We start from the raw sequence: 21708 nt of genomic DNA, 5'->3' as shown, positions 1-21708 counted from the left end.
TACAACCAGGCTTGCCCTCTACTCTCATAACATAGGTCAGCTATGCTGCGCTTTTTTCTTCTACATACATTCGAAATAGCAGGATATACAGCGCCACACTGATTAATGCCGATAGCAAGATGATGCTGAATATACCCATAGGCGGCAGCCAAGTGGACAGAAATACCGTCATCGGAGCCAGAAATCTTCCGATCGTAAACTGTAAACTGTCAGCTCCCATATACTGTCCTCTTGCATGCTCTGGAGCATAACGGCTAATAAAGCTTTGCGTCACTGGGGAACGAGCCATTTCGCCGAAAGTAAAAATAATGGTTACAAAGAATAAGAACCAGATGTTCGTATTCAGCCCGAGTGCAAAAGTACCTACTCCGGATAACAAGGAAGATAGTACGAATACATCACGCTCCTTCCAATTCCGAAACCACTTGGTGACTGGCAGAATAAAGAGAACAAACAAGAGACCGTTGAGCCCAAGCACCCACCCTAATATCTCTGTGCTCGATAGCATAAGCGAATGTCCGTTCCAGGAGAACAGCGCCTGGGATGGTACATAATCGATCACATATACCGCCAAATACAAATCCAGCTGCATGATCGCCACAAGGGCAAAAATCCCCGCCAGTATGTACACCAGAAACACTTTATCTCGAAAAATGATGCCATATCCCTTCCACTGTTCCTTGAATACCTGAAGAATCGACCCCGTTGCCTTTACACTTTGGGCAGGCCCCGGCAGGGTTTCATGAACGATGAAGTAAATCGCGATGAAATAGATCAGCAATACGAAGGAACATGACCACAGAAGCTCTTGCCGATACTGAAAAAAGAAAATGGCTCCAAGTGCCGGACCAAGCACGGCACCCAAGTTGTTCGCTGTCGTAAACGTTGCAAATACTTGCCGCCTTTCTTGAACCGGAACCAGATCGGCTACCATCGCTGAGCTGGCAGGTCTATAGATGGCTCCCCCGAATCCGATGCCGATAAAAGCAGCATAATCGATCCAGTGCGAAGGCGATAAGGCGAACATCGCAAACATGACCGTCTGCAGCGACGCGCCAAGCAGCATGATGGGGCGACGTCCCAGCCGATCGGCTAAAGCACCGCCGAGTAAGCTGCCGATAATGCTGAATATCGGAGGAACCGTCATGAGGATTCCCGCGATATGATTGCCTAAAGCCGCTCCGAAATAAACCGTTATGAAGGGGAAGTACATCCAAAACAGCATATTGAACAGCGCTTCACCCAATAATCGAACCTTTAAATTGTTATCCCATAATCGTATTTGCACAAGACTCCCTCTCTCTATGTCGCAGCAGCACAAAAGTTAAAAATCGAACGATATATCACGTCCCCCGGCCGGGTATTACAAACTATAAAACATTTCCCTGGCAAAATATAGACTTATAATGAGCGCTGAGCTATACTAATAATATGAAAGCCGAATATCGACCGATTCAATTTAGATGGCCCACAAAACGAACATTTGTTCTAAATATGAAAGACGCTCCCGTGGGAGCGTCTTTTTTCGGTGCATGGATGTATTGATTTATCCTTCCGTTGGACCAGCATGGATATTGAATACGCTCGTTAGGTTGGTAGCCTGGACGCAGGATACTTTTCCCAATGGGGCTTAATCAGCCAGCTTCTTCAATTCATGCAGATGATCGAAGATCATCTGGCAAACCTCAGAGACCCGATCCCGATCCTTATACGTTAACCAAGCCAATTCTTCGATTTCCGAAGCCGCACTTAGCTCTCCTTCATACTCCGCCGTGTAACAGGACATCGTTACTCGAACGCCCTCCGATTTGCCGTGAGCGCCAGCACGGAAGCTGCCTGCATTCGCCGCGGTCTCCGGTTTGATTCGAACGGACAGCTCCTCCTTAATTTCCCGCACCAGCGTATCGATATCGGATTCTCCCGGTTCCCGTTTTCCTCCCGGCAAATAGTACGTATCCTTGCCCTTGGAACGAGCGCATAAGATACGACCCTCGACGATCTGAATCCAGGCAACTTTGTCAATCTCCTTTATCATAATGAATTCCTCCCTTGTCATATGAACTCAGTGAGAAGCTGTTTCCTGTTGTTCCTGCTTCCCGCCTAATTTGAATACCAATATCCCTCCGACAATTACAAGAACGCCGATCAGCTGATTCATGGTAAATGGTACCTTTTCGAGCCCTATCCATCCCATGGTATCAAACAGCAGTGCAAATCCGAGCTGCGAGGTCATGACAATGGATATAGCGAATGTGGCACCCAGCAGTTTTGTCGCCTGTACCAGGCATATCACCACACCGACCCCGATCAATCCGCTTATCCAATACCAGGGCTGCATGTTGTGAAAAGCGAAAGTTCCCTTACCTTCTACAGCAAGACTCATGCCGAACGAAGCGATAAAGCCCATCCCTAACACTAACGTCGTTGTAGACCAGGAGCCTGTCCTTTCATTAACCCTGTTATTAAAAATGTTTTGCAAACTAACCAAAGAACCTGCGAATAGCGCCAATATCAGTCCTGCTAACATATTCCATCTCCTTACTTCATGCCTTCATCATCATTGTGGTTTTATTCCTCGTAAATATTGCCTCCTGCTACATGTGTTAACGCATTCCGATCTTTAATTAGAATGTACCCTTTATGACGCTCAATCAGTCCTTCTTGACTGAATTTCAGAATTACCCGGTTCAAATGCCGGTAGCTGGTCCCTAACAAATTCGCGATATCGGTCAAGTTGAATGCGGCCGAGTAATCGGTAGCAAGTGTATCCGTCTCTCCATCCGAAACGGACAATAAATAGCTGGCCAGCCGTACCTCCACCGGATGGAGCAAATTGAAACTTAAGAAATTAGATTTAATATAGAATTTCCGTGTAACAATCCGAAGCAAGAACTGAAGCATAGGCGCATGGTCGTGTCCGTATTTACGAAGCCAGCGGTAAGGCACACCGATCATATAAACAGAGGAAACGGCCTGTACCGTATTGATCAACGGATTGCCTTGAATATATTCAATATCTCCGATTACCTCAAGCGGTGTTTTGAAAGATAGAACAAGCGCTTTCCCTTCCGCAGAGGTAGTGAAGATTTTGATCTTCCCTTGAACCAGAATATACAGCGTCTCGGCCGGTTCGCCTTGCGTACAGACGAGTTCTCCTTGTTCGAAGTGATACAGTACCACATACGGCAATACGTCATCATGGAAAACGGACTGTAGCTGGTTGCTCAGCAGAAAATGCTGCATAAGCTCCGCATTATGAATTTCCTTCACGCCCTCTCTCCTTTCCGATAAACCCTATACTCCTGTACCGCGTGTTTCGCTGTCATAGTTTCATAATCACAACACCGGCAATCATTATGCCGATCCCAATGAATTGAGGCAAGCTCATCCTCTTTTTCACTACGCCGAACCAACCATTGCTGTCAATCAGAAACGTCAAGAATAACTGGGCAATCAATAAAGCAGATATCGTGAGTGTAACACCTACATTCTGAATCGCTGTTACCTCACTGAAAATGATGGGAGCTCCCAAGGCTCCTCCGATTAGATAAAGCGGGTTCACTTTTCTAAATCCTTGTCTGCTTCCATCCCTGACGAACAGAAGAATAATGAAGGCCATTATAAATCCGGTTAACTGCGTAACCGTAGCCGCTTGCCAGGTGCCCATATCCTGACTAATCCGTGCATTAGCCACACCTTGAAGCGTAATGCAGGCACCAGCAACGAATGCAAATAAAATTCCTTTCATGTTTTACGTACTCCTTATCTAAATAGGTCTGTATACTATTAAAAGTGAATTTCCTTCATACAGGAAAGGACATATGTCCTGAATAGATACGAATTTCATTATATACTATCGGTCGGCTTCGCATGCAACATACAAATAAGCCGCCCAAACTTCCAGGTGGCTTAAAGGAATCGCCTATAGGCGATGATATATTCGGATTATTATGACCTATGTCTTTAGCTCGCTTAGCAAGGTCTATATTTTCTTATGTAATTCCATTCGCAAGGTAAAGAACACTTTAAACCAATATTGTATCTATGCTTCTATGTTCATTTTGTTTTAAAATAATGATAGATGTCACTTTATGGACGAACGCTGACTGGAAGGAGCACTTATTAACTTATGCAAGACAAACAACAACAAATTCCAGAAGCACAAGGCAGTAACCCATTACAAGCAGATTGCGCAAGCTGCTTTGGACTATGCTGCGTAGCTTTACCCTTCGCTGCTTCAACAGATTTCGCCATGGACAAAGATGGCGGAAGTCCTTGCCACCATTTGCAATCCGACTTTCGCTGCGGTGTGCACGGCAGCTTGAGGCAGCGAGGTATGAGAGGCTGTACCGTTTACGACTGCTTTGGGGCAGGCCAACAGGTATCGCAGGTTACTTATAACGGACGAGACTGGCGGCAGGCCCCTGAGACGGCAAAAGAAATGTTCGAGGTCTTCCCGATCATGCGGCAGCTTCACGAGCTGTTATGGTATCTGAACGAGGCTCTTACTTTACAACCCGCTCAAGACATTCATACCGATCTAAGATTATCGATGGAAGAGACAAAACGGTTGACCCAGCTTCCTCCTGAATCCCTGTTACAGCTGGATGTGGCTGCACACCGGGCAGAAGTGAATCAACTACTGCTCCGAACCAGTGAGCTTGTGCGGGAGGATGCACGCAAGAAGCACAAGGGGCCTCCAGTACGTCAGAAGATCGGAGGGCGCGGTGCAGACCTGATGGGAGCAAAGCTTAAAGGAGCAGATCTAAGATATGCAAGCCTAAGAGGAGCTTATCTCATTGCCGCCGACCTTAGAGGAGCAGATCTCCGGACTGCCGATCTGATCGGTGCTGATTTCAGGGATGCGGACCTGAGGGGGGCCAATCTAATGGACAGCCTCTTCCTTACTCAGTTCCAGGTTAACGCAGCGAAGGGAGACGCGAGCACCAAGTTGCCTCCATCTTTAAATCGACCTGAACATTGGACGAATTAATCCTCAATACATCAGTAACTAACAAATCACAGTACTGAATCACAGAAAACAGCCAGCTGCACAACCTTGCAGCCGGCTGTTTGGTATTTGCTGGTGAACGATAGCATCCACAATGGCACGAAAAGTTTTGGTTTACGAAATGTATCTTAACTTTCCATAGACCTCTTCCATGAATCCTTCAAAGAAACAATACGGTTAAATACCAGCTTGCTGTCTGTACTATATTTAGAATCCAAGCAGAAATAGCCATGTCTGATAAATTGGTATGTTTGATTCAAAGTGGCTTCCAGCATGGAGGGCTCCAACATGGCATTTTCGACTCGAATCAACGATGCAGGATTCAGCAGCTCCTTCCAGACATTATCCGACTCAGACAACTCGGCCGATTCTTTCAGCAGCTGGTCATACAAGTGAAGTTCTGCCGGAATCCCGTGCTTCGCTGACACCCAGTGCAGCGTTGCTTTCACCTTTCGCTCATTAAATCCGCTCCCGCTCTTGGTAGCCGGATCATACGTACAATGAATTTCTGTGATTTCGCCTGTCGAGCTGTTCTTCACGACATGTTCGCACTTGATAAAATAGGCCCCTTTCAAACGCACTTCCTTGCCAGGAGATAACCGATGAAATCCAGGAACAGGCTCCTCCATAAAGTCCTCTCGCTCGATGTACAGCTCTCTTGAAAAAGGTACCTCCCGCTGACCCATGGATGGATTATGCTCATTATTCGGTATGACAAGCTGCTCGGTCCAATCCTCAGGCATATTGGTCAAGATCACCTTCAGCGGCTTTATCACAGCCATCGCATTCTGACAGCACTCCTTCAAGTCTTCGCGGATGTAATGATCTAGCATGGCTGGGTCCACCATGCTGTTGCTGCGAAACACGCCAAGCTCAGCCAGAAAGCGCCGGATCCCCTCTGGTTTCACGCCTCGCCGTCTCAGGCCTCTTAAGGTAGGCAGTCTGGGATCATCCCATCCATCCACGAAACCTCCCTCCACTAATTCCCTAACATATCGTTTACTCGTTACCGATCCCGAAATATTCAATCTCCCGAATTCCCGCTGCTTCGGAGGCTCTGTCACTTCCAGCTCTGTAAGCACCCACTCGTATAACGGACGATGATCTCTGAACTCTGATGAGCATAGCGAATGGGTGATGCCTTCGATCCAATCCTGTATAGGGTGGGCAAAATCGTACATCGGATAAACACACCATGCTGTTCCCGTACGATAATGCTCTGCATGAATGATACGATACAGGACGGGATCTCTCAGATTCATATTGGGGGAAGCCATATCGATTTTGGCTCGGAGTACTTTTTCCGACGTTTGGAATACACCCGCGATCATTTGCTCGAACAACGACATATTTTCCTCTATACTGCGCTCTCTATATGGACTGTTCTTGCCTGCTTCGATCAGTGTCCCCCGGTATTCTGTCATCTGTTCAGGCGTAAGATCGCACACATAAGCTTTCCCTTTAGCAATTAGTTTCTTCGCCGCTTCAATAATTTGATGCGCATAGTCCGATCCGAAATAAACGTCCGTCTTCAGTCCGAGCCACTCGATATCCTCTTGAATAGCTTGCACATATTTCATATCTTCCTTCAGTGGATTTGTATCGTCAAACCGAAGATTAAATGTTCCTTGAAATCTTCTGGCGATCGAGTGATTAACGCAAATCGCATAAGCGCTGCCGATGTGCAAATAGCCGTTCGGTTCCGGCGGGAATCGCGTAGCTACAGGTCTGTTGTACACGCCTTTTTCTATATCCTCCTTGATGATCCTGGTCAAAAAATCCACCGTTTCTTCTCCTCTGTTTTTGTTTTCGCTCATGAAAATCCCTCCTCTTCAACTGTTGTAAATCGTCCTAACATTACGAAAAACAAAAAAATCCCGTCTCCAAGACATTAGTCTTGGGGACGAGATTGGTTTCGCGGTGCCACCCCTATTCGCCGATATTTCACAATACCAGCCTTGTCAGGTACGGCCATCACGCGATTGCTTATACCCTAGCTCTATAACAGGAGCTCCTGTCGCACCATCCCTAAACATAAGTTCCGATGCGCCGCTCAGAGGCTTGGTTCAATGAGTGACTTCCCACTCCTTTTCAGCTTACCGGAGCTCTCTGTGGGGATTCCTGTTCATCTACTCTTCTCTTCATGGCGTTTATAATTTGATCCATAGTATCATCTGAAATTTCAAATGTAAACCCTAATTCTTGATATAGCTTGAAAAGCCGGAGTGAAATCCGACACCACATATCAGATCGGCAACAGCTTCACGGTCGCCTGCTTGCCGCTGATCTGTAGGCCTGTCTCCTTCTTCCCTACCTCAGCCAAATCTTGAACGAGTTGTTCAAGCAGCTTACGGGCAGCCTCGCCTTCCTTGCCTTGTATGCGAATAACAGGCTGGACAGCTTTACCCGCTGCCAGCAGCTTACGCATTTGCGACAGCTTGGTATCGTAATCATGCTCCTCAATATGTGCGGACAAACGAAATTCCTTCACTTTAATCGGAGCGGATGAACCTTGCTGGCCCTTCTTCTCTTTAACCGCATCCTGCTTCGCTTGCCCCCGACTTACGAGCTTGCATGGCGGGGGACTGCTGAATAGCGAGGTACACACCAAATCTGCTTTGTGTTTCTTCGCCAGAGCAAGTGCCTCATCCTTCGAAATGACACCCAGATCTTCACCGTTTAGGCCGGTCAGCTCAACTTCGCGAGCCTTAATCTTTTCATTCATAATCAGCATAGTCAGATCCTCCTGATGAAAATAATATATCAAACATCATTTGTGCATGAGCGGAACAGAATGTGTTCTGTATTCCTGCTCGTCCGTGATCTCCAGACAGTTCAATTGCTTACCGTACACGCACGCTCCGTCTATGCCGATTTTATCCTCTCCATCACAGAACCAAATCTGCTCCGAGTCGTGCAAGTTCATCGTCGGCGTATGCCCGAAAACCACTGTTTTGTTAAGACCAGTTGGGTAATTATAGAATGGGTCGCGAATCCAGATGAAATCGTGGATAGACTGCTGTTTCCAGTCATCAACCCCCGGATTGATCCCTGCATGAACGAATATGTGAGTGTCTGTTTCATAATAGAGAGCTAGCGTATCAAGAAAGGAAATATGCTGCTCAAAGTTTTGTTTAATATAGGCTTTGCCTTCGTTATATCTGGCGCGATCCATTTCACCATCAATAAAATCAGCGCCGCAGTAGCTTTCAATCGTAGACCTAGCTCCATTGCGAATCCAGCGTGAATTCACTTCATCCGTATCCACCAAAATGGCATCCAGCATCATTTGATCATGATTTCCCCGAAGAGTGATGGCACCTTCATTCCGCAATTCCATCACTTGCTCCAAGACTTCCCTGCTCCTTGGCCCGCGATCTACATAATCCCCTAGCAAGATCAGTTGGTCATGAATTGGATTATACTCTACATCAGACAATAACTGATTGAACTCATCGTAGCAGCCATGAATATCGCTAATCGCTAATATTCGAATCGTTATCCCCTCCCCGTCACTTCTCACGAACCCGAACAATTCAAAGACATCGAATCCGAACCACTTTACTATTTAGGTATATTAGCACATTCTCATCCTTAATCGTATATATCTATAAAACGAGTAATGAAATGATTAGAGATGTTCGGAGCTCACATAGAATTGCGCTAAAAACCGTGCATTTCGCCATAGAAAAATGGTTGAACGCACGGTTTTAATTTTGACTATATAAAACTATATCTAGCCATGATGTCCCCCCAAGGGGCAATCCCGGCTTCTTTAAACCCTATTTCGGAATATAGTCTTTCCGCACGCTCATTCTCAGGTTTATAGCATAACATAATCTCGTGTGTTGAATCGGATGATGAGTTTCGAATCTCTTCGAGAACCAATCGAATCGCGGGTTTGGCATAATGCAATCCCTGGTACTTACCGTCGATCATAAACCGGTATATCCAGTAGTTATCTTCGCGGGGATGCAGGCCATACATCACAAATCCAATCATCTCTTCATCATGGTAAATCGCACGCGTCTTCAAACCCTCCATGAACTGAGCTTCCGCTATCGAGTATAGATTGGGAGCAATCCACTTCTCCTGTCCCGGTGTGGGTTTAAGACGTATGCAGTCCTCCCAATTGTCCTTATCTATGGTATGAAGTGTTATCAAATACAGGACTCCTTCATATATGGTATATTCCTTTATCCTAATCCAATGACGACCCGTTTTCACGGTATTAAATATCTAAACTCAAAAAAGTCGCCCCACAAATGCTAGAAGTGGATCAAGATAATGAATGAATATAAACGTTTATTACATATTCCGAGTCTCTTTAAGTGGATAAACTAGAAGTAACTTTATTTTATTTGGAGGCGATATGAATGCGGCAATTAAACCACAACAATCAACCGAAAGGACTACAACTAATGAAACGAATGAGGGTTAATATATATGAAGAAAATATTGAATATTGGAGTTTTGGCCCATGTTGATGCCGGTAAAACTACCTTAACTGAGCAAATCCTGTTTAGATCCGGCATTATTGATCAAGCGGGCTCCGTTGACCAAGGCAATACCATCACGGATTCGCTGGACATTGAACGGAGACGAGGAATCACGATAAAATCCGCTGCGGTATCCTTTGTGCTGGGCGATCTAAAAGTCAATCTGATCGATACACCAGGACATGCCGATTTCATCTCGGAGGTTGAGCATTCACTGAGTGTGCTGGATGGTGTCATTCTGGTGATTTCCGCGGTTGAGGGCGTACAGGCACAGACTCGGGTGCTTATGCAAACATTGAAAGAACAAGGGATTCCCACCCTTCTATTCATGAACAAGATCGATCGGATGGGTGCGAATTACCAAAATGTCTATACCATGATACGGAATCTGCTGGATGAACATATTTGCGAGATGAGCACTGTAAGTCAGGAAGGCCGTACAACCGCTCGGGTAAATGTCGCCGATCCCCATAAAGCCGGGTGGATCGAAATGTTGGCACTGGCCAATGACGATCTGCTGAACGACTATGCCCAGGATATTCCTATATCTCACGAGCGACTACAGGAGGAATTACACAGGCAAACCCGACAAGGTAAAGTGTACCCCCTATTTGCAGGATCAGCAGCCAAAGGGATCGGCATCGAGCCCCTGCTTCATGCGCTCGGAGAATGTTTCCCTGTTAATGACGCCTTGAAGCTTCAGCATGAATCGTTATCCGGACTTGTGTTCAAAGTAATCAAACTTCCGAATGGAGAACGGAACGTATACCTCCGGCTGTTCGCTGGCAGAATTCAGGCACGAGATGAGATTAAGGTGATAACGCAGAACGGAAACAGCACTATGTTCAAGGTAAAACACCTAAATGCTCTGGATCATGGCAAATCTATTCCGATGAATCAGATCGATGGCGGAGACATTGCGATTATCATTACCGATGAACTCAAGGTGGGCGACGTCATCGGTGCTGTATCCGACAGGATGAAGAGGATTCATTTTCAGAAGCCGCCGATTCAAGTCCAGGTCTCGGCCAAGAATTCCGCCGAAGATCATCAACTTCACACTGCCTTAAGCGATCTTACCGAAGAGGATCCGTTCTTACAATATATCCGGGATACGCAAACCAGGGAAAATATCATTCACGTCTTCGGTAAAGTCCAGCAAGAAATTCTGCTGGAAACCATCCAGCAGCAATATGGCATCGAAGCTGTTTTTTCAGCTCCACGGGTCATTTGTATCGAGAAGCCGTTAGATGTCGGAGAAGCTGTTGAATATATTGAGGAGTGTCCTTTTTATGCAACGGTAGGCTTGCGAGTTGAACCTGGTGAGAGCGGAAGCGGACTCCAATATCGTTTGGAAGCGGAACTGGGTTCTCTTCCCCTATCCTTTCAGAAAGCAATTAAAGACACGGTGATTGAGGTGCTTCAAGAGGGATTGTATGGATGGTCCGTGACTGATATTATCGTGACGCTGACGCATACCGGTTACGCAAGTCCAGTTTCGACGGCAAAGGATTTCCGCAGTCTGACCCCGCTTGTCCTCATGGCAGCGCTCAGCCAAGCCGGAACGGAAGTATATGAGCCCGTGAACAGAATCCAGTTTATTCTGCCGGAATCCAGCCTAAGCAAAGTGTTATCCAAACTGGCGGCTCTGGAAGGGACCTATCAAGAACCGATATTCCACAACAATGCTGTCCACGTTCATGGTACCATCCCTGTACGGACGACCGACTTGCTGAAAGCCGAAGCCCATTCTCTGACAAGCGGCGAGGGCATGCTCTCCGTTAAACCGGGTGGATACGTGAAGGTGCATGCCACCGCTCCTGTAAATAAACGGCGACAAGTCAATCCGCTCAATCGCGGTGAATATATGCTTTACTTGAACAAGATCATGTAGAAGTATACGGGTGTGTGCCTATAGCGGTGCCGAGAGAAGATCTCGCCCGCTATTTTTATGCGCCAACATCCCAACTCGTTTTATTATTTCTTAGTCTGGGGCAACTCTTTTTGCCCCTTGTCACTTATTGAGCAAGAGGAAACAACGTTGCTCTAGACCCACCCTTGCTCTGCTTGGTAATATAGTCAGGTACTATTTTTTGGGGTATGCGGAAGGAGTCGACAAGATGTGGAGCAACAACGTTATCATGATTTAAAATTGGGTGAAAAAGGTGCCATCATCAGCATCATTGCTTATGTCTGCTTATCAGTGATCAAATTATGGATTGGTTACATCGCTAACTCGGAGGCCCTGAAGGCGGACGGATTAAATAATGCTACAGACATCGTGGCCTCAGTTGCCGTATTGATCGGACTTCGATTATCGCAAAAACCTGCAGACCGGGATCATCCCTACGGTCACTGGAAAGCGGAAACGGTAGCCTCCTTAATCGCCTCTTTTATTATGATGGCTGTGGGGATCCAGGTCTTGTTCGGAGCTATATCTTCCGTATTCGAAGGAAACCATCAGTCGCCTGATCTTATATCCGCTTGGACCGGCATTGGCTGTGCCATCGTGATGTACTTTGTGTACAGGTACAATAAGCGCCTTGCTACCAAAATAAACAGTCAGGCTGTCATGGCGGCGGCAAAGGACAACCTTTCGGACGCTTGGGTAAGCATCGGTACCGTCATTGGAATCATCGGTGCCCAATTTCATCTTCCATGGCTCGATCCGCTTACCGCCGTGTTGGTAGGATTTCTAATATGTAAAACCGCCTGGGATATATTCCGCGATGCTTCGCATCATTTAACCGATGGATTCGATGAGAACATTGTCCAAGACTACAAAGAAACCGTCAAACAAGTATATGGAGTAGCAGGTGTCAAAGATATTCGAGCAAGAAACTATGGCAGCAACACCGTTGTTGATATTGTAATCCTTGTCACGTCGAATTTGGATATACGGGTCGCCCATGACATTTCTGACCAGGTAGAACATGAATTAAAAGAAAGACACGGCGTTTATGACGTACATGTCCATATTGAACCGAAATAAGCTTCTTCAAGTATCCATAATCATTACAAAGGTCCGACCACTTCTCTCATGGTCGGACCTTTCTTCGATTATTCAATATCTTCGATCATTTAATATCCTCGATCGACTGTTCAAGACTGCGCTTCAATTGCTCCAATGATTCATAACGATTAATGGTAACGCCTTGATTAAGGAGATATTTCTCCAAATTAGACTCCAGTTGGATGACGGCTTCATGAAGGGGGGCGAAGTCGTGCGGATCAAGCACGGATACCAGATCCGGCATTCCTGCGCCGAGATAATAACGCTGATAATCCAAGCTGGGTTCTAGCGAGGTTGGCCAGTATCCTCGTTCTGCATAGTACATAAAGCGTGCAATTTCTTCTTGGACACCCATCGAGCCAAAATAAGCAATCTGATAGTCTCTCACTTCACAAGCGGTTTTGAGCTTATCCAGGTTACCTTTTATTTCTTCAAAAAATCCTGTCATTCGTTCCGAATAAGATGGCGTCTTCGCTAACGCAGTTCTTTCTTTCATCCACAACGAAAGCATATTCTCAGTGAGATGTTCGCACGCAGCGCGAATACTTGCCGGCGTATCGGCCTGCATAATCGAATCGATCTGTTCCTTCAAAAGGGGTGGCTTAAGCGTAAAGTTCAAAATCTGGTTTATGTTCTTACCCCAGCCACTTTTGATGTAGGATCGATTTAGCAGCGCCAGGCAGGAAAGAACATGGATTAACACATCGCTTGCTGAAGTGTGATAATAGCTGATGTCTTCGTCCAGTTTGGCTTTGCTCAGCTTATATAAATGCAAATATGCATGTTGCAATTGTTCTTCTGCCCTATCCAGAAATAACTCCTGGTTCTTTGGCAGATCGATTATCGTTTGCTGCAGGCTCCGAAATCTTGCCAGATCCTCATCACTGCGTGAATACAGGAGGATGCTATCCGCAATAATAGAAGTTTTCGATTCTTGGTAGGCTGCCATGCGTTCGGCACGTTCCCAGCTGATCGGCCAGAAATCAAAGCTAATATCCTGCAAAATAAACTGAATACTCGCTTGATAACCTTTAGATGAAGCAGGTATGAAGTAAAAATCCAAGTCTGACCGCTCAGTAGCCGTACCTTGTGCATAAGACCCGTAATAGGCAACGATGGCAATCTCCTGAGGATAATGAGCTTTTATATGATCGACCAACGTATCAGCTACATTCATGACATTCAACAAACGGGGTCTCCCCTTTCAACTTCGGTTAGGTCTGCTTAATGATAACAGAACCCAACTGAACATCTTAAGGGAAACTTCAAATATAGTTGAAAATTACACTCTGCAACTGGGTTCAAGATACATTACTCTTTTGCCAGGGGTTATACTTAGCAATCACTCATATCATTGCAATACGATCAGTAATCATTAACGTCAAATTTTCTGTCTTTATAGTAGTATGGTCGATCCTCGTCCGTGATTGTTCTTAGAACCCTGCATGGATTTCCGGCTGCTACAACATGATCCGGCAAATCTTTGGTGACGACACTCCCTGATCCAATAACTACATTATGACCAATCGTTACACCCGGATTGACGACGGTATTAGCACCGATCCAGACACTATTCCCTATTGTGATGGGGATTCCGTATTCATAGCCGGAATTTCTGGAATCTGGATGAATAGGATGTCCAGCTGTGAGTATGGATACATTAGGACCGAACATTACGTTATCTCCTATGATGACTTTGCCTACATCTAAGATCGTACAATTATAGTTGGCCATAAAATTTTGCCCCACTTCAATATTCTTGCCGTAATCACAATAGAAGGGAGCTAATATATTGAGATTGGATCCAGCTTTGCCCAGAATGCTTCTAATGATGGAATCTATTTTCTCCCTCTCCTGGGGAGGACAGAGGTTATACTCATGAATCTTCTCTTTGTTCTCTAATTGTTCTTCTGCAAGTCCATCCATCCAGGCTTTATATGGAAGCCCTGCTAACATTCTTTCTTTATGGTTCATCATGATTTTCTAGTCTCCTTTGTAGTTACTTATATATTGGCTACTTATTATCAGAAGGAATAATTGTCTATTTAATCGAAATACAATAAAGTAAACACGATTTAAAATAGAAAGAGATGTGTATGCTATGAATGGAATTCTGGGGGTATCCGGTCTATCGTTCCTGCTAGTCGCATTATTCACGCCCCTGCTTATCTGGGGGCTGCGCACGTTGAAACTTACGCAGCCAATCCGTACCGAACTGCCTCCAGATCATCAAGCCAAACGCGGGACGCCATTAATGGCTGGTCTTATTTTACTGGTAGGTGTTGCAATGTCACTGCAGTTTCATCCTGCGCCACTTACCGTATTTTTATGCTCAACCTTTCTCTTGTTCAGCACCATCGGGTTTATGGACGATTTCAAAAAGGCAGCATGGCAGGACCCCTCCGGAATTTCAGGTCGCATGAAGCTTGTGCTTCAGTTCCTGTTTACCGGTGCATTACTATATGTTCTGTTTCATTCCTTCTCACTAACAAGTGATATTACGCTCTTCAATGGACTCCAGCTTCATCTGCCGGTTAGCGTGTACATCATCATTATGCTGCTGTTCATCGTGGGCTCGGCTAATGCAATCAACTTTACCGATGGTTTGGACGGACTATTGATTAATGTAGCCATACCCACCTACTTTTTCTTCTTCTTAATCTCTGAAAAACCAGAGGTTCAGATCTTCTCGCTGATTATGATCGGCTGTCTGCTCGGCTTGCTGCTCTATAATATTTATCCTGCCCGGGCTTTTATGGGTGATACAGGCTCCCTTGCCATTGGCGGTTCCCTTTCATTCTTAGCGGTTATTGAAAAAGTTGAAATTCTGATTCCTCTGCTGTTCCTTATCTATTTGGCGGAGCAATTTTCGGTGATCCTGCAGGTGTGGTATTACAAGCGGACCAAGCTGCGTCTGTTCCGGATGGCACCGATTCATTACCACTTCAGTCTCAAGTACGGCTGGAGCGAGAACAAAATCGTTATGATATTCGGCTTTGTCTCCTGGTTTATGGCCCTGCTCTGCTGGGTGCTGGCAAAATACGTGATGTAAAACAATGAGACAAGCAAGATATAAGCCTCCTGGCAGATGTACCGAACACTACCAGGAGGCTTATCTTTACATGTTGGACCCCACGCCCCTATTGGGTGAGCGCTATCTGTTCAAGTTCTTGTCGTAGACTGCTAAGCGTCGACCTACGTTCCTCGTCATTTAAGACATCATAGAGGAGCTGCTCCGTGAATTCCCAGACGTCTTCCAATCTTCGCCTACCTTGATAAAACTTCAGCGCCTCAAAGTTCACCTCGTAATAATGGTGCGTATCGGTATAAATCTTCATGAATTCTGAAAAGTAGGGTTTCTCTGCAAAAAACATCATATCAGCTTCGACCGGTGCTAGCTTCATCCCCTCCCAATCAATCAGCTTCAATTGCCGCCCAGCAGACATTAAATTCCATCCATGAATGTCGGTATGGCATAATGTCATTCGCAGATTGCGACCCTTTAGCTCTTCGGACAATGATTCGACTTCATCCATTAATTCCTTCAAGCGATCAGTATGATGAAACATCACTTCTCTAATGTCAAACGGCATATCCACATCCAGAATGCTTCTTAACGACCCAAGAAACGGGACATCAAAGCTTTCCTTCATGGCACTTGTCACCATCGGAATCTCTTCCCCATAGCGATGGAGTTCCGCGACTATTTCTGCCAGCTGCCTCACCTGATCCTTCGTCAGCTCATGATCTGCAATCGTGTCCCCAACGATATATTCATATAATAGATAAATTCCTTTATCATCCTCGCATTGATAACATCCGTCCTGTGTAAGTATTGGGACAGGGATTTTCCCCCTTAAAGCACTATGATCCTCAAGCCACAACAGGACAGGAACGTAATCATTAATCAGCGCAGTCCATTTTGGGGTGGATGCACGGCTTTTCTCATATACTTTCAAGAAATAGGTCTGTTTGTCAATTTGAACCCTGTATGCGAGCGCGGCCCATCCACCCTGCTGTGGTATAACTTCAGTATGCTCCAAGCCGTAAAAATCCTTTAATACTCGAGGTAACTGGTCCATAGATCCTCCATTCATGATACATAAAGTCTGGACGCGTTCTATCACATTATCATAATTTACTCCATATAAAAGAACAAGGATACCTATATATGCACCCTTGTTCTAGCTCGTTTTTTATTCTAATGGCCTGCCTTCTTTATAATAAAGATTCCGCTGAAGAATCACGAAGAAAATATGTACATTCCGATACCCGTGTTCCGACAGGATGTTATGAATGCAGGAAGCGATCGCATCATGAATTTCCTGAGATCTCTGGAACATCAGAATTTCTACAGATAATGGCGTATTCGTAATGATCTGATAAGGAAGCTGCTCGATTTTCACAATTTCCTTCGGGATTTGGACAATCTCCGCGAATTCATCAACAACTTTTGGCGTAAGTTCTTCAAGAAAGACTTCTGGAAATCCCTTAAAACGTAAATATGGCACTCTAATCCCTTCATTTCGTCGATTTATTGTCTAGTAGCTGTCATCAAGTGACTTTTGTCTCCTTATCTACTATACAATAATGTTTATGTGAAAGGAATCACTATGATTTAATATTCAAATTCATCTGAAGTTCTTGGTTATACTTATCAGTTCACTTGCTGTGTACGGAGCGAAGCTATAGACTTGATAAGTGTTCCACTTCATCCAACAAATATTTTAGCTTAAGGAGTTGAAACCTGATATGGGCCGTCAACTATGGGATGCGGATTGGGAAATTACTAAGCCATTAGTCCAGCAATTGATTCACCACCAATTTCCGCAACTTTCCTCCCTCCCGATCCAAGAAATTGGGAACGGATGGGACAATTCCGTCTTTCGTATCGGCGATGATTACGTGTTTCGTTTTCCCAGAAGACAAATAGCCGTCTCTTTATTAAGAACCGAAGCGAGAATTCTCCCCCAGCTTGAAAACTACATAACGATTCCTTATTCTAAGCCTCTCTTCTTCGGAGAAGAGAGCGAAGAGTATCCATTTCCCTTTCTCGGATATACCTATCTATCAGGAAAGTTTCCGATTGGCGTATCGGATGAAGCTCGGAAGCAATCGACAGTAACGCTCGCTCGCTTCCTGAAGAACCTGCATGCATTTCCAGTAACAACGGCGCAGCAGGAGGGGGTATTGTTTGATCAGCGCAATCTGACAGATCTCGCTGAACGCAAAGAAAAGATGCTGAGTTTTCTAACTCATCTTACCCTCTTTATTACTCAAGAGGAATTGAATGAAATCGCAGAATATCTGCATAGCATCACCCTGGATCGGGTGAAGCCTCAACATGTCCTTATCCATGGAGATCTCCACTTTAAAAACATGCTGGTCGACGATACCGGCAAGCTCACGGGAATCATTGATTGGGGTGACGTTAACATTGGGCATCCTGCCTGTGACCTGAGTATCGCGTACAGCTTCTTGCCCCCGGCATCAAGGCATGCTTTTTATGAGATTTATGGGGAAGTAGACGAAGAGACTCAGATACTGGCGCGGATGATCGCTGTATACATCCCCATGTTAATACTCATGCAGGCCATCAATGACAAAGAAGAAGCCATTGCATTGGAAGCTAAATTGATTATACAGCGTGCCATCGCCAATTCGTGAGAATGGGTATAGCCTTGGTCACGTCTCATATAAAAAAAGAAGCTTGAATGGACCGTTCAAGCTTCTTTTGCACACGTGCTAAAAATGCCATGATTATATTTTAAACATCGCCATTAGCGGCATAATGGTTTTAATCACGTCCATCCCAAGTTTGATATGAGGCACGATTTGTCCAAGAAAACCAAATCCGCTTGGAGCGGCAACCGCTCCCCCTTCCGCAGCAGCTCCTGCTATTGGTGCACTGGGTGGCCCCCCAAACAAACCGCTTAAAAAACCGGATATTTGCGCTTTGTCTCCGCTGCCGGCAACTGAAGTGGGCATTTTTTTGTTGGCGAGAAGGCCCGATATCATCACCTCACGGTCTTGAATCTGAGTCAGTTCTCCAAAGTAGCAGCTGCCATCCTTGAGAACGACTATGACCGGTTGACCCACCCATTGCTGCGGGGCTCTGGTCTTGGAAGCAGTTCTGGACTTCCTTGCGCGATTTGAAGCCATTATAGGATCACCTCGCTTCCCATGCTCTTGATGATGACATCATATGCAATTACGCCTTTTTATCCTGTGCCTTTACCAGAGATTTCATATAAATTGCTTCATTAACCTAGCTCTGGCAGCACAGTACATTAACACAATAGTTTGCTTTAGAAATCTTTATACGGTCGAATGTGGCTTTTTAACTTCTTCCGGTGTCTAATGAATTGTAAGGTCAAGAGGAGGTTCTTATCCATGTCACGAGCTCATGACAATCTCCCTGTTTATCCGGATAATCAGGGAACCAAGCGCATATTTGAAGATGTGTATGATGAATACCACCTGAAGATTCGCCATTATCTCGCATTGAAAGTAAATCCGATGGCTGCAGATGACTTAACACAACAAGTGTTCATAAAGGTAATGAAGAATCTCGATACGTTTAATCGAAACTCCAGTCTGTTCACTTGGATCTTCAAAATAGCCCAGAACACTGTTAAAAATGAATATCGAAGCATATCACGAAAACATGAGACGCCTTATGACTTTACAAGCTATGAATCACAGTCGATCTCCCTTGATTTTGCTAGATATGTTGATATTCGAATTGATATTGGCGCTGCACTTAAGCAGCTAAGTGAGCTTGATCAGCAGATTATATCTCTACGATTTTTCGTGGATTGTACAATATCGGAAATATCCAAGATCGTGGGCATGCGTGAAAGTGCGGTAAAAAACCGATTGTACCGTGCTTTTGAAAAGTTGAAAAAAGAATTAAAAGAATGGGGGGACATCACCATGATGTCGATTCTCGATTTGATATCCATTGAAAGCAAAATTGAAGGCAGTCATCGCCAGAGCAAGGTACATCAGGACCTCTTTCAAGAACTTAAGAATCATGTAGAATTGATCGCAGCGAAATATAAACATCAGCCTTCAAGCAAGATTGTTATTGAAATATATCCCGATCTGCCAACGTTTCATCAAGCAGTTGGAGAATCAGATGCACCTGATTGGTTCATGGGCACATTCGATAACAACATCTTGAAAATCGTCTCGCCCTTGAACCCGGGGCCCGAGCATACGTATCAATCCATCCTAAGGTCCACGCTGCACTTGTATACGATGTGGTTGGTTAGCGACATTAATCCACTCACACCCAAATGGATCCGCCAGGGTATCGGTGGGTACGAAGTTCAGCAAATGTCCAAAGATGTCATACGAAATACGACTTTCGAAGCGATCCGTAAAGGTGACATTCCCAGCTTTGAGAAACTCAACGATGATTCCTGGGATAGTAGCAAGACGGTATTCCATTTTTCCTATCAGTTCGTAGAGTTCATAACCAAGGAATATGGACTAGATCTGTTAAATCAATTCATCCGAAATCTGGATGATTATCACGGCATCTTTCACCTGACTAAGGAAGAGCTTCATAAGCAATGGGCGGAAGCGTTACAAAACCAACTAATTTAGCGTGATAAAGAAACCCAGCCTGGAGGCCGGGTTTCTTTTATTTTTCTTGCCGTATATGCATCGGTTTAGATCTACTCCCCGTCTCATGCTCTCCTGCCTTTACTGGTCCGATAGACGAAACTGCTGTATAAAGTCCTCTAAGTATAAGGAACACCAAATATCCAAGGACGCCGCCCATCGTATTAAGAATGAGATCATCCACGTCGAAAGTTCCCATTGTGAACACGAGCTGTGAGCACTCCAGTCCCAGGCTCAATGCGAATGATATCACACAAGAGCCAATGAACCCGAGGAGCTTGCTCCTGAACGTAAGACCGACGAATATACCGGTGGGCATGAATATGGCGATATTGCCAAAGAGATTAATCACATCATGCGGGCTCGAAAGGTGCTTCAAATTCATACGAATGGATTCAAAGGGCGTCAAATTAGCCAGCTGCAATTGGTTCTGGATACGATGCGGGTTATCAAGCGCTCGATTCAGCTGCTGCCACAGAAACGATAGATCTACGGAACCGAACTTAAACAAAATCACCTTGAGCAAGAAATAAAGGTACAACGCACATGGTATGACAAGGAACCATTTATACGATGATTTCATTTCTTTCCATCCTTGTTTAACCGGACCGTCACAATAATTCCGTCGCTATTGTTTCCCGATATCTCATACTCGCTTTCAGCCGGTATCCCAATCTCCATATCTTTGGACGTAACAGGGACATATTTCACCTCATATTCATCCCCTTCCACAGTCGTTCTATAGCTGGATTTATCCTTCAGGTAATCAAGATATTCTTCCAAAGTAAGATTCAATTCCTTCATTATCATGCTGTGCGGCTGACCAACATAACGAAAATGCCAAGGTTCATATTGAATACCTGTAATCTCTGTCTTGTCTTGAGGATAACGCAGAATGAATCCGTGCGCCCATGCATGCTCCTTCAGCCACGTCCCTTCGGGCGATCGATCAATGGACTGCTGTGTCGATCCGATATCCATCGAAAGCCCGAGATTATGTTCGCTGTAGCCTGGAGGCAGGGCATAATCGGAACCTTTTTCTCGATATAGCTGTTCTTGCTCGTCTTCATCCCGATACCCGCTGCTGATCATGAAGTGATTGACTCCGTCTTCTCCTGCGGCTTCGATCATATCACGGAAATGTTCCGCCACACCGCGGGATAACCGGATTTTGTTGTCCAGAACTACATAACCATGCATTAAATCTTGATTCTCAAACAATGTTACGATATCCTCCGGAACCGCCTCTGGATCAAGCGGATGATCCTTATTGACGAGGACCAAATTTCCACGTGTCACTTGTTCATCTGTTACATGTATCGATCTCGTACCTGATGGTTGATTCGATTGCGTGCCGGAACCCACTTTTAATTCTTGTCCATCTCTATTTTCCACTCTATCATTCGCGTTCGGCGTCTCCGTCAGGATGGAATCGCATCCGACCAAAATAAATATAACGAGCATGATCAAACCCTTTTTCAACTTCAACAACTCCCTCTAGCTTGGTCTCTCTAGGTTAATGAATAGAGTTTAAGGAAAAGTAGAGAAAAGTT

The 21708-nt window shown here is 45.1% G+C and carries 22 protein-coding genes and 1 other annotated feature; of the genes, 6 read left to right on the top strand and 16 right to left on the bottom strand.

Going from position 1 to position 21708, the window contains the following annotated elements:
• Positions 1–40: 40 nt before the first annotated feature.
• From ABEQ74_RS14460 to ABEQ74_RS14440, 5 genes are all read right to left on the bottom strand, one after another.
• A complete protein-coding gene (locus ABEQ74_RS14460; RefSeq protein ID WP_076326062.1) occupies positions 41–1288 on the bottom strand; it encodes an MDR family MFS transporter in 1248 nt (415 codons plus the stop codon).
• Between the two features lie 342 nt (positions 1289–1630).
• Positions 1631–2035: an NUDIX hydrolase gene (locus ABEQ74_RS14455; RefSeq protein WP_430122862.1), complete on the bottom strand. Its 405-nt coding sequence runs from the start codon at positions 2033–2035 to the stop codon at positions 1631–1633.
• A 27-nt stretch (positions 2036–2062) separates the two neighbouring features.
• Positions 2063–2527 (bottom strand): DMT family transporter, encoded by a 465-nt coding sequence (locus ABEQ74_RS14450; RefSeq protein WP_430122861.1) that lies wholly within the window; start codon positions 2525–2527, stop codon positions 2063–2065.
• A 41-nt stretch (positions 2528–2568) separates the two neighbouring features.
• The gene (locus tag ABEQ74_RS14445) at positions 2569–3270 is read right to left on the bottom strand and encodes a Crp/Fnr family transcriptional regulator (RefSeq protein ID WP_430122860.1); all 702 of its coding nucleotides are present in this window, start codon (positions 3268–3270) and stop codon (positions 2569–2571) included.
• 52 nt (positions 3271–3322) lie between these two features.
• Complete coding sequence (locus ABEQ74_RS14440; RefSeq protein ID WP_430122859.1) at positions 3323–3748, bottom strand: DMT family transporter; 426 nt, start codon at positions 3746–3748, stop codon at positions 3323–3325.
• 381 nt (positions 3749–4129) lie between these two features.
• On the opposite strand from ABEQ74_RS14440, the gene ABEQ74_RS14435 reads away from it, so the two are divergent.
• Positions 4130–4993, top strand: a complete 864-nt coding sequence (locus ABEQ74_RS14435) for a pentapeptide repeat-containing protein (RefSeq protein ID WP_430122858.1) — start codon at positions 4130–4132, stop codon at positions 4991–4993.
• Positions 4994–5139: 146 nt separating this feature from the next.
• On the opposite strand, the gene ABEQ74_RS14430 is transcribed toward ABEQ74_RS14435, so the two are convergent.
• The 4 genes from ABEQ74_RS14430 to ABEQ74_RS14415 form a co-directional block, all read right to left on the bottom strand.
• Positions 5140–6828 carry a glutamine--tRNA ligase/YqeY domain fusion protein gene (locus ABEQ74_RS14430; protein WP_430122857.1) on the bottom strand — a complete coding sequence of 563 codons (1689 nt, stop codon included), beginning with the start codon at positions 6826–6828 and terminating at the stop codon, positions 5140–5142.
• A gap of 79 nt (positions 6829–6907) precedes the next feature.
• Positions 6908–7165 (bottom strand) — a binding site (T-box leader).
• A gap of 91 nt (positions 7166–7256) precedes the next feature.
• Positions 7257–7745 carry a translation initiation factor IF-3 gene (gene infC, locus ABEQ74_RS14425; RefSeq protein WP_430122856.1) on the bottom strand — a complete coding sequence of 163 codons (489 nt, stop codon included), beginning with the start codon at positions 7743–7745 and terminating at the stop codon, positions 7257–7259.
• Positions 7746–7781: 36 nt separating this feature from the next.
• A complete protein-coding gene (locus ABEQ74_RS14420; protein WP_430122855.1) occupies positions 7782–8546 on the bottom strand; it encodes a metallophosphoesterase family protein in 765 nt (254 codons plus the stop codon).
• A 185-nt stretch (positions 8547–8731) separates the two neighbouring features.
• On the bottom strand, positions 8732–9175 hold the full coding sequence (locus tag ABEQ74_RS14415) for a GNAT family N-acetyltransferase (RefSeq protein WP_430122854.1): 444 nt from the start codon (positions 9173–9175) through the stop codon (positions 8732–8734).
• Between the two features lie 282 nt (positions 9176–9457).
• On the opposite strand from ABEQ74_RS14415, the gene ABEQ74_RS14410 reads away from it, so the two are divergent.
• Positions 9458–11404: a GTP-binding protein gene (locus ABEQ74_RS14410; protein ID WP_430122853.1), complete on the top strand. Its 1947-nt coding sequence runs from the start codon at positions 9458–9460 to the stop codon at positions 11402–11404.
• Between the two features lie 228 nt (positions 11405–11632).
• Positions 11633–12502, top strand: a complete 870-nt coding sequence (locus ABEQ74_RS14405) for a cation diffusion facilitator family transporter (protein WP_430122852.1) — start codon at positions 11633–11635, stop codon at positions 12500–12502.
• 85 nt (positions 12503–12587) lie between these two features.
• On the opposite strand, the gene ABEQ74_RS14400 is transcribed toward ABEQ74_RS14405, so the two are convergent.
• Positions 12588–13700, bottom strand: a complete 1113-nt coding sequence (locus ABEQ74_RS14400; protein WP_430122921.1) for a hypothetical protein — start codon at positions 13698–13700, stop codon at positions 12588–12590.
• A 188-nt stretch (positions 13701–13888) separates the two neighbouring features.
• Entirely contained in the window at positions 13889–14497 is a 609-nt protein-coding gene (locus tag ABEQ74_RS14395) for a sugar O-acetyltransferase (RefSeq protein ID WP_430122920.1), read from the bottom strand.
• 127 nt (positions 14498–14624) lie between these two features.
• Here ABEQ74_RS14395 and mraY point away from each other — a divergent pair, with 127 nt between their 5' ends.
• Complete coding sequence (mraY, locus tag ABEQ74_RS14390; RefSeq protein ID WP_430122851.1) at positions 14625–15575, top strand: phospho-N-acetylmuramoyl-pentapeptide-transferase; 951 nt, start codon at positions 14625–14627, stop codon at positions 15573–15575.
• Positions 15576–15663: 88 nt separating this feature from the next.
• On the opposite strand, the gene ABEQ74_RS14385 is transcribed toward mraY, so the two are convergent.
• The gene (locus tag ABEQ74_RS14385) at positions 15664–16605 is read right to left on the bottom strand and encodes an aminoglycoside phosphotransferase family protein (RefSeq protein WP_430122850.1); all 942 of its coding nucleotides are present in this window, start codon (positions 16603–16605) and stop codon (positions 15664–15666) included.
• A 114-nt stretch (positions 16606–16719) separates the two neighbouring features.
• The gene (locus tag ABEQ74_RS14380; RefSeq protein ID WP_430122849.1) at positions 16720–17034 is read right to left on the bottom strand and encodes a DUF1904 family protein; all 315 of its coding nucleotides are present in this window, start codon (positions 17032–17034) and stop codon (positions 16720–16722) included.
• 241 nt (positions 17035–17275) lie between these two features.
• Between ABEQ74_RS14380 and ABEQ74_RS14375 the strand changes: the two genes are divergently transcribed.
• Complete coding sequence (locus ABEQ74_RS14375; protein WP_430122848.1) at positions 17276–18190, top strand: aminoglycoside phosphotransferase family protein; 915 nt, start codon at positions 17276–17278, stop codon at positions 18188–18190.
• Positions 18191–18283: 93 nt separating this feature from the next.
• Here the strand turns inward: ABEQ74_RS14375 and ABEQ74_RS14370 are convergent, their stop codons facing one another.
• Positions 18284–18685, bottom strand: a complete 402-nt coding sequence (locus ABEQ74_RS14370) for a hypothetical protein (protein ID WP_430122847.1) — start codon at positions 18683–18685, stop codon at positions 18284–18286.
• Between the two features lie 231 nt (positions 18686–18916).
• Here ABEQ74_RS14370 and ABEQ74_RS14365 point away from each other — a divergent pair, with 231 nt between their 5' ends.
• A complete protein-coding gene (locus ABEQ74_RS14365; protein ID WP_430122846.1) occupies positions 18917–20137 on the top strand; it encodes an RNA polymerase sigma factor in 1221 nt (406 codons plus the stop codon).
• Between the two features lie 37 nt (positions 20138–20174).
• Here the strand turns inward: ABEQ74_RS14365 and ABEQ74_RS14360 are convergent, their stop codons facing one another.
• On the bottom strand, positions 20175–20738 hold the full coding sequence (locus ABEQ74_RS14360) for a VanZ family protein (protein WP_430122845.1): 564 nt from the start codon (positions 20736–20738) through the stop codon (positions 20175–20177).
• Positions 20735–21637, bottom strand: coding sequence for a M15 family metallopeptidase (locus ABEQ74_RS14355; protein WP_430122844.1), 903 nt, complete (start codon positions 21635–21637; stop codon positions 20735–20737). The genes ABEQ74_RS14360 and ABEQ74_RS14355 overlap by 4 nt, the downstream gene beginning before the upstream one ends.
• Between the last annotated feature and the right edge of the window lie 71 nt (positions 21638–21708).

It is taken from the genome of Paenibacillus solani, from assembly GCF_050475945.1.
Lineage (GTDB): Bacteria > Bacillota > Bacilli > Paenibacillales > Paenibacillaceae > Paenibacillus_AQ > Paenibacillus_AQ solani_A.
Note: the sequence above shows the minus strand (reverse complement) of the source record. Positions and strands in the feature narration are given on the sequence as shown.

Bases quoted from the DNA above. Each gene is read 5' to 3' on its own strand.
- ABEQ74_RS14455 (WP_430122862.1), bottom strand. From the start codon at position 2,035: ATGATAAAGGAGATTGACAAAGTTGCCTGGATTCAGATCGTCGAGGGT.
- ABEQ74_RS14450 (WP_430122861.1), bottom strand. From the start codon at position 2,527: ATGTTAGCAGGACTGATATTGGCGCTATTCGCAGGTTCTTTGGTTAGT.
- ABEQ74_RS14440 (WP_430122859.1), bottom strand. From the start codon at position 3,748: ATGAAAGGAATTTTATTTGCATTCGTTGCTGGTGCCTGCATTACGCTT.
- ABEQ74_RS14435 (WP_430122858.1), top strand. From the start codon at position 4,130: ATGCAAGACAAACAACAACAAATTCCAGAAGCACAAGGCAGTAACCCA.
- ABEQ74_RS14430 (WP_430122857.1), bottom strand. From the start codon at position 6,828: ATGAGCGAAAACAAAAACAGAGGAGAAGAAACGGTGGATTTTTTGACC.
- infC (WP_430122856.1), bottom strand. From the start codon at position 7,745: ATGCTGATTATGAATGAAAAGATTAAGGCTCGCGAAGTTGAGCTGACC.
- ABEQ74_RS14410 (WP_430122853.1), top strand. From the start codon at position 9,458: ATGAAGAAAATATTGAATATTGGAGTTTTGGCCCATGTTGATGCCGGT.
- ABEQ74_RS14400 (WP_430122921.1), bottom strand. From the start codon at position 13,700: ATGAATGTAGCTGATACGTTGGTCGATCATATAAAAGCTCATTATCCT.
- ABEQ74_RS14395 (WP_430122920.1), bottom strand. From the start codon at position 14,497: ATGAACCATAAAGAAAGAATGTTAGCAGGGCTTCCATATAAAGCCTGG.
- mraY (WP_430122851.1), top strand. From the start codon at position 14,625: ATGAATGGAATTCTGGGGGTATCCGGTCTATCGTTCCTGCTAGTCGCA.
- ABEQ74_RS14385 (WP_430122850.1), bottom strand. From the start codon at position 16,605: ATGGACCAGTTACCTCGAGTATTAAAGGATTTTTACGGCTTGGAGCAT.
- ABEQ74_RS14375 (WP_430122848.1), top strand. From the start codon at position 17,276: ATGGGCCGTCAACTATGGGATGCGGATTGGGAAATTACTAAGCCATTA.
- ABEQ74_RS14370 (WP_430122847.1), bottom strand. From the start codon at position 18,685: ATGGCTTCAAATCGCGCAAGGAAGTCCAGAACTGCTTCCAAGACCAGA.
- ABEQ74_RS14365 (WP_430122846.1), top strand. From the start codon at position 18,917: ATGTCACGAGCTCATGACAATCTCCCTGTTTATCCGGATAATCAGGGA.
- ABEQ74_RS14360 (WP_430122845.1), bottom strand. From the start codon at position 20,738: ATGAAATCATCGTATAAATGGTTCCTTGTCATACCATGTGCGTTGTAC.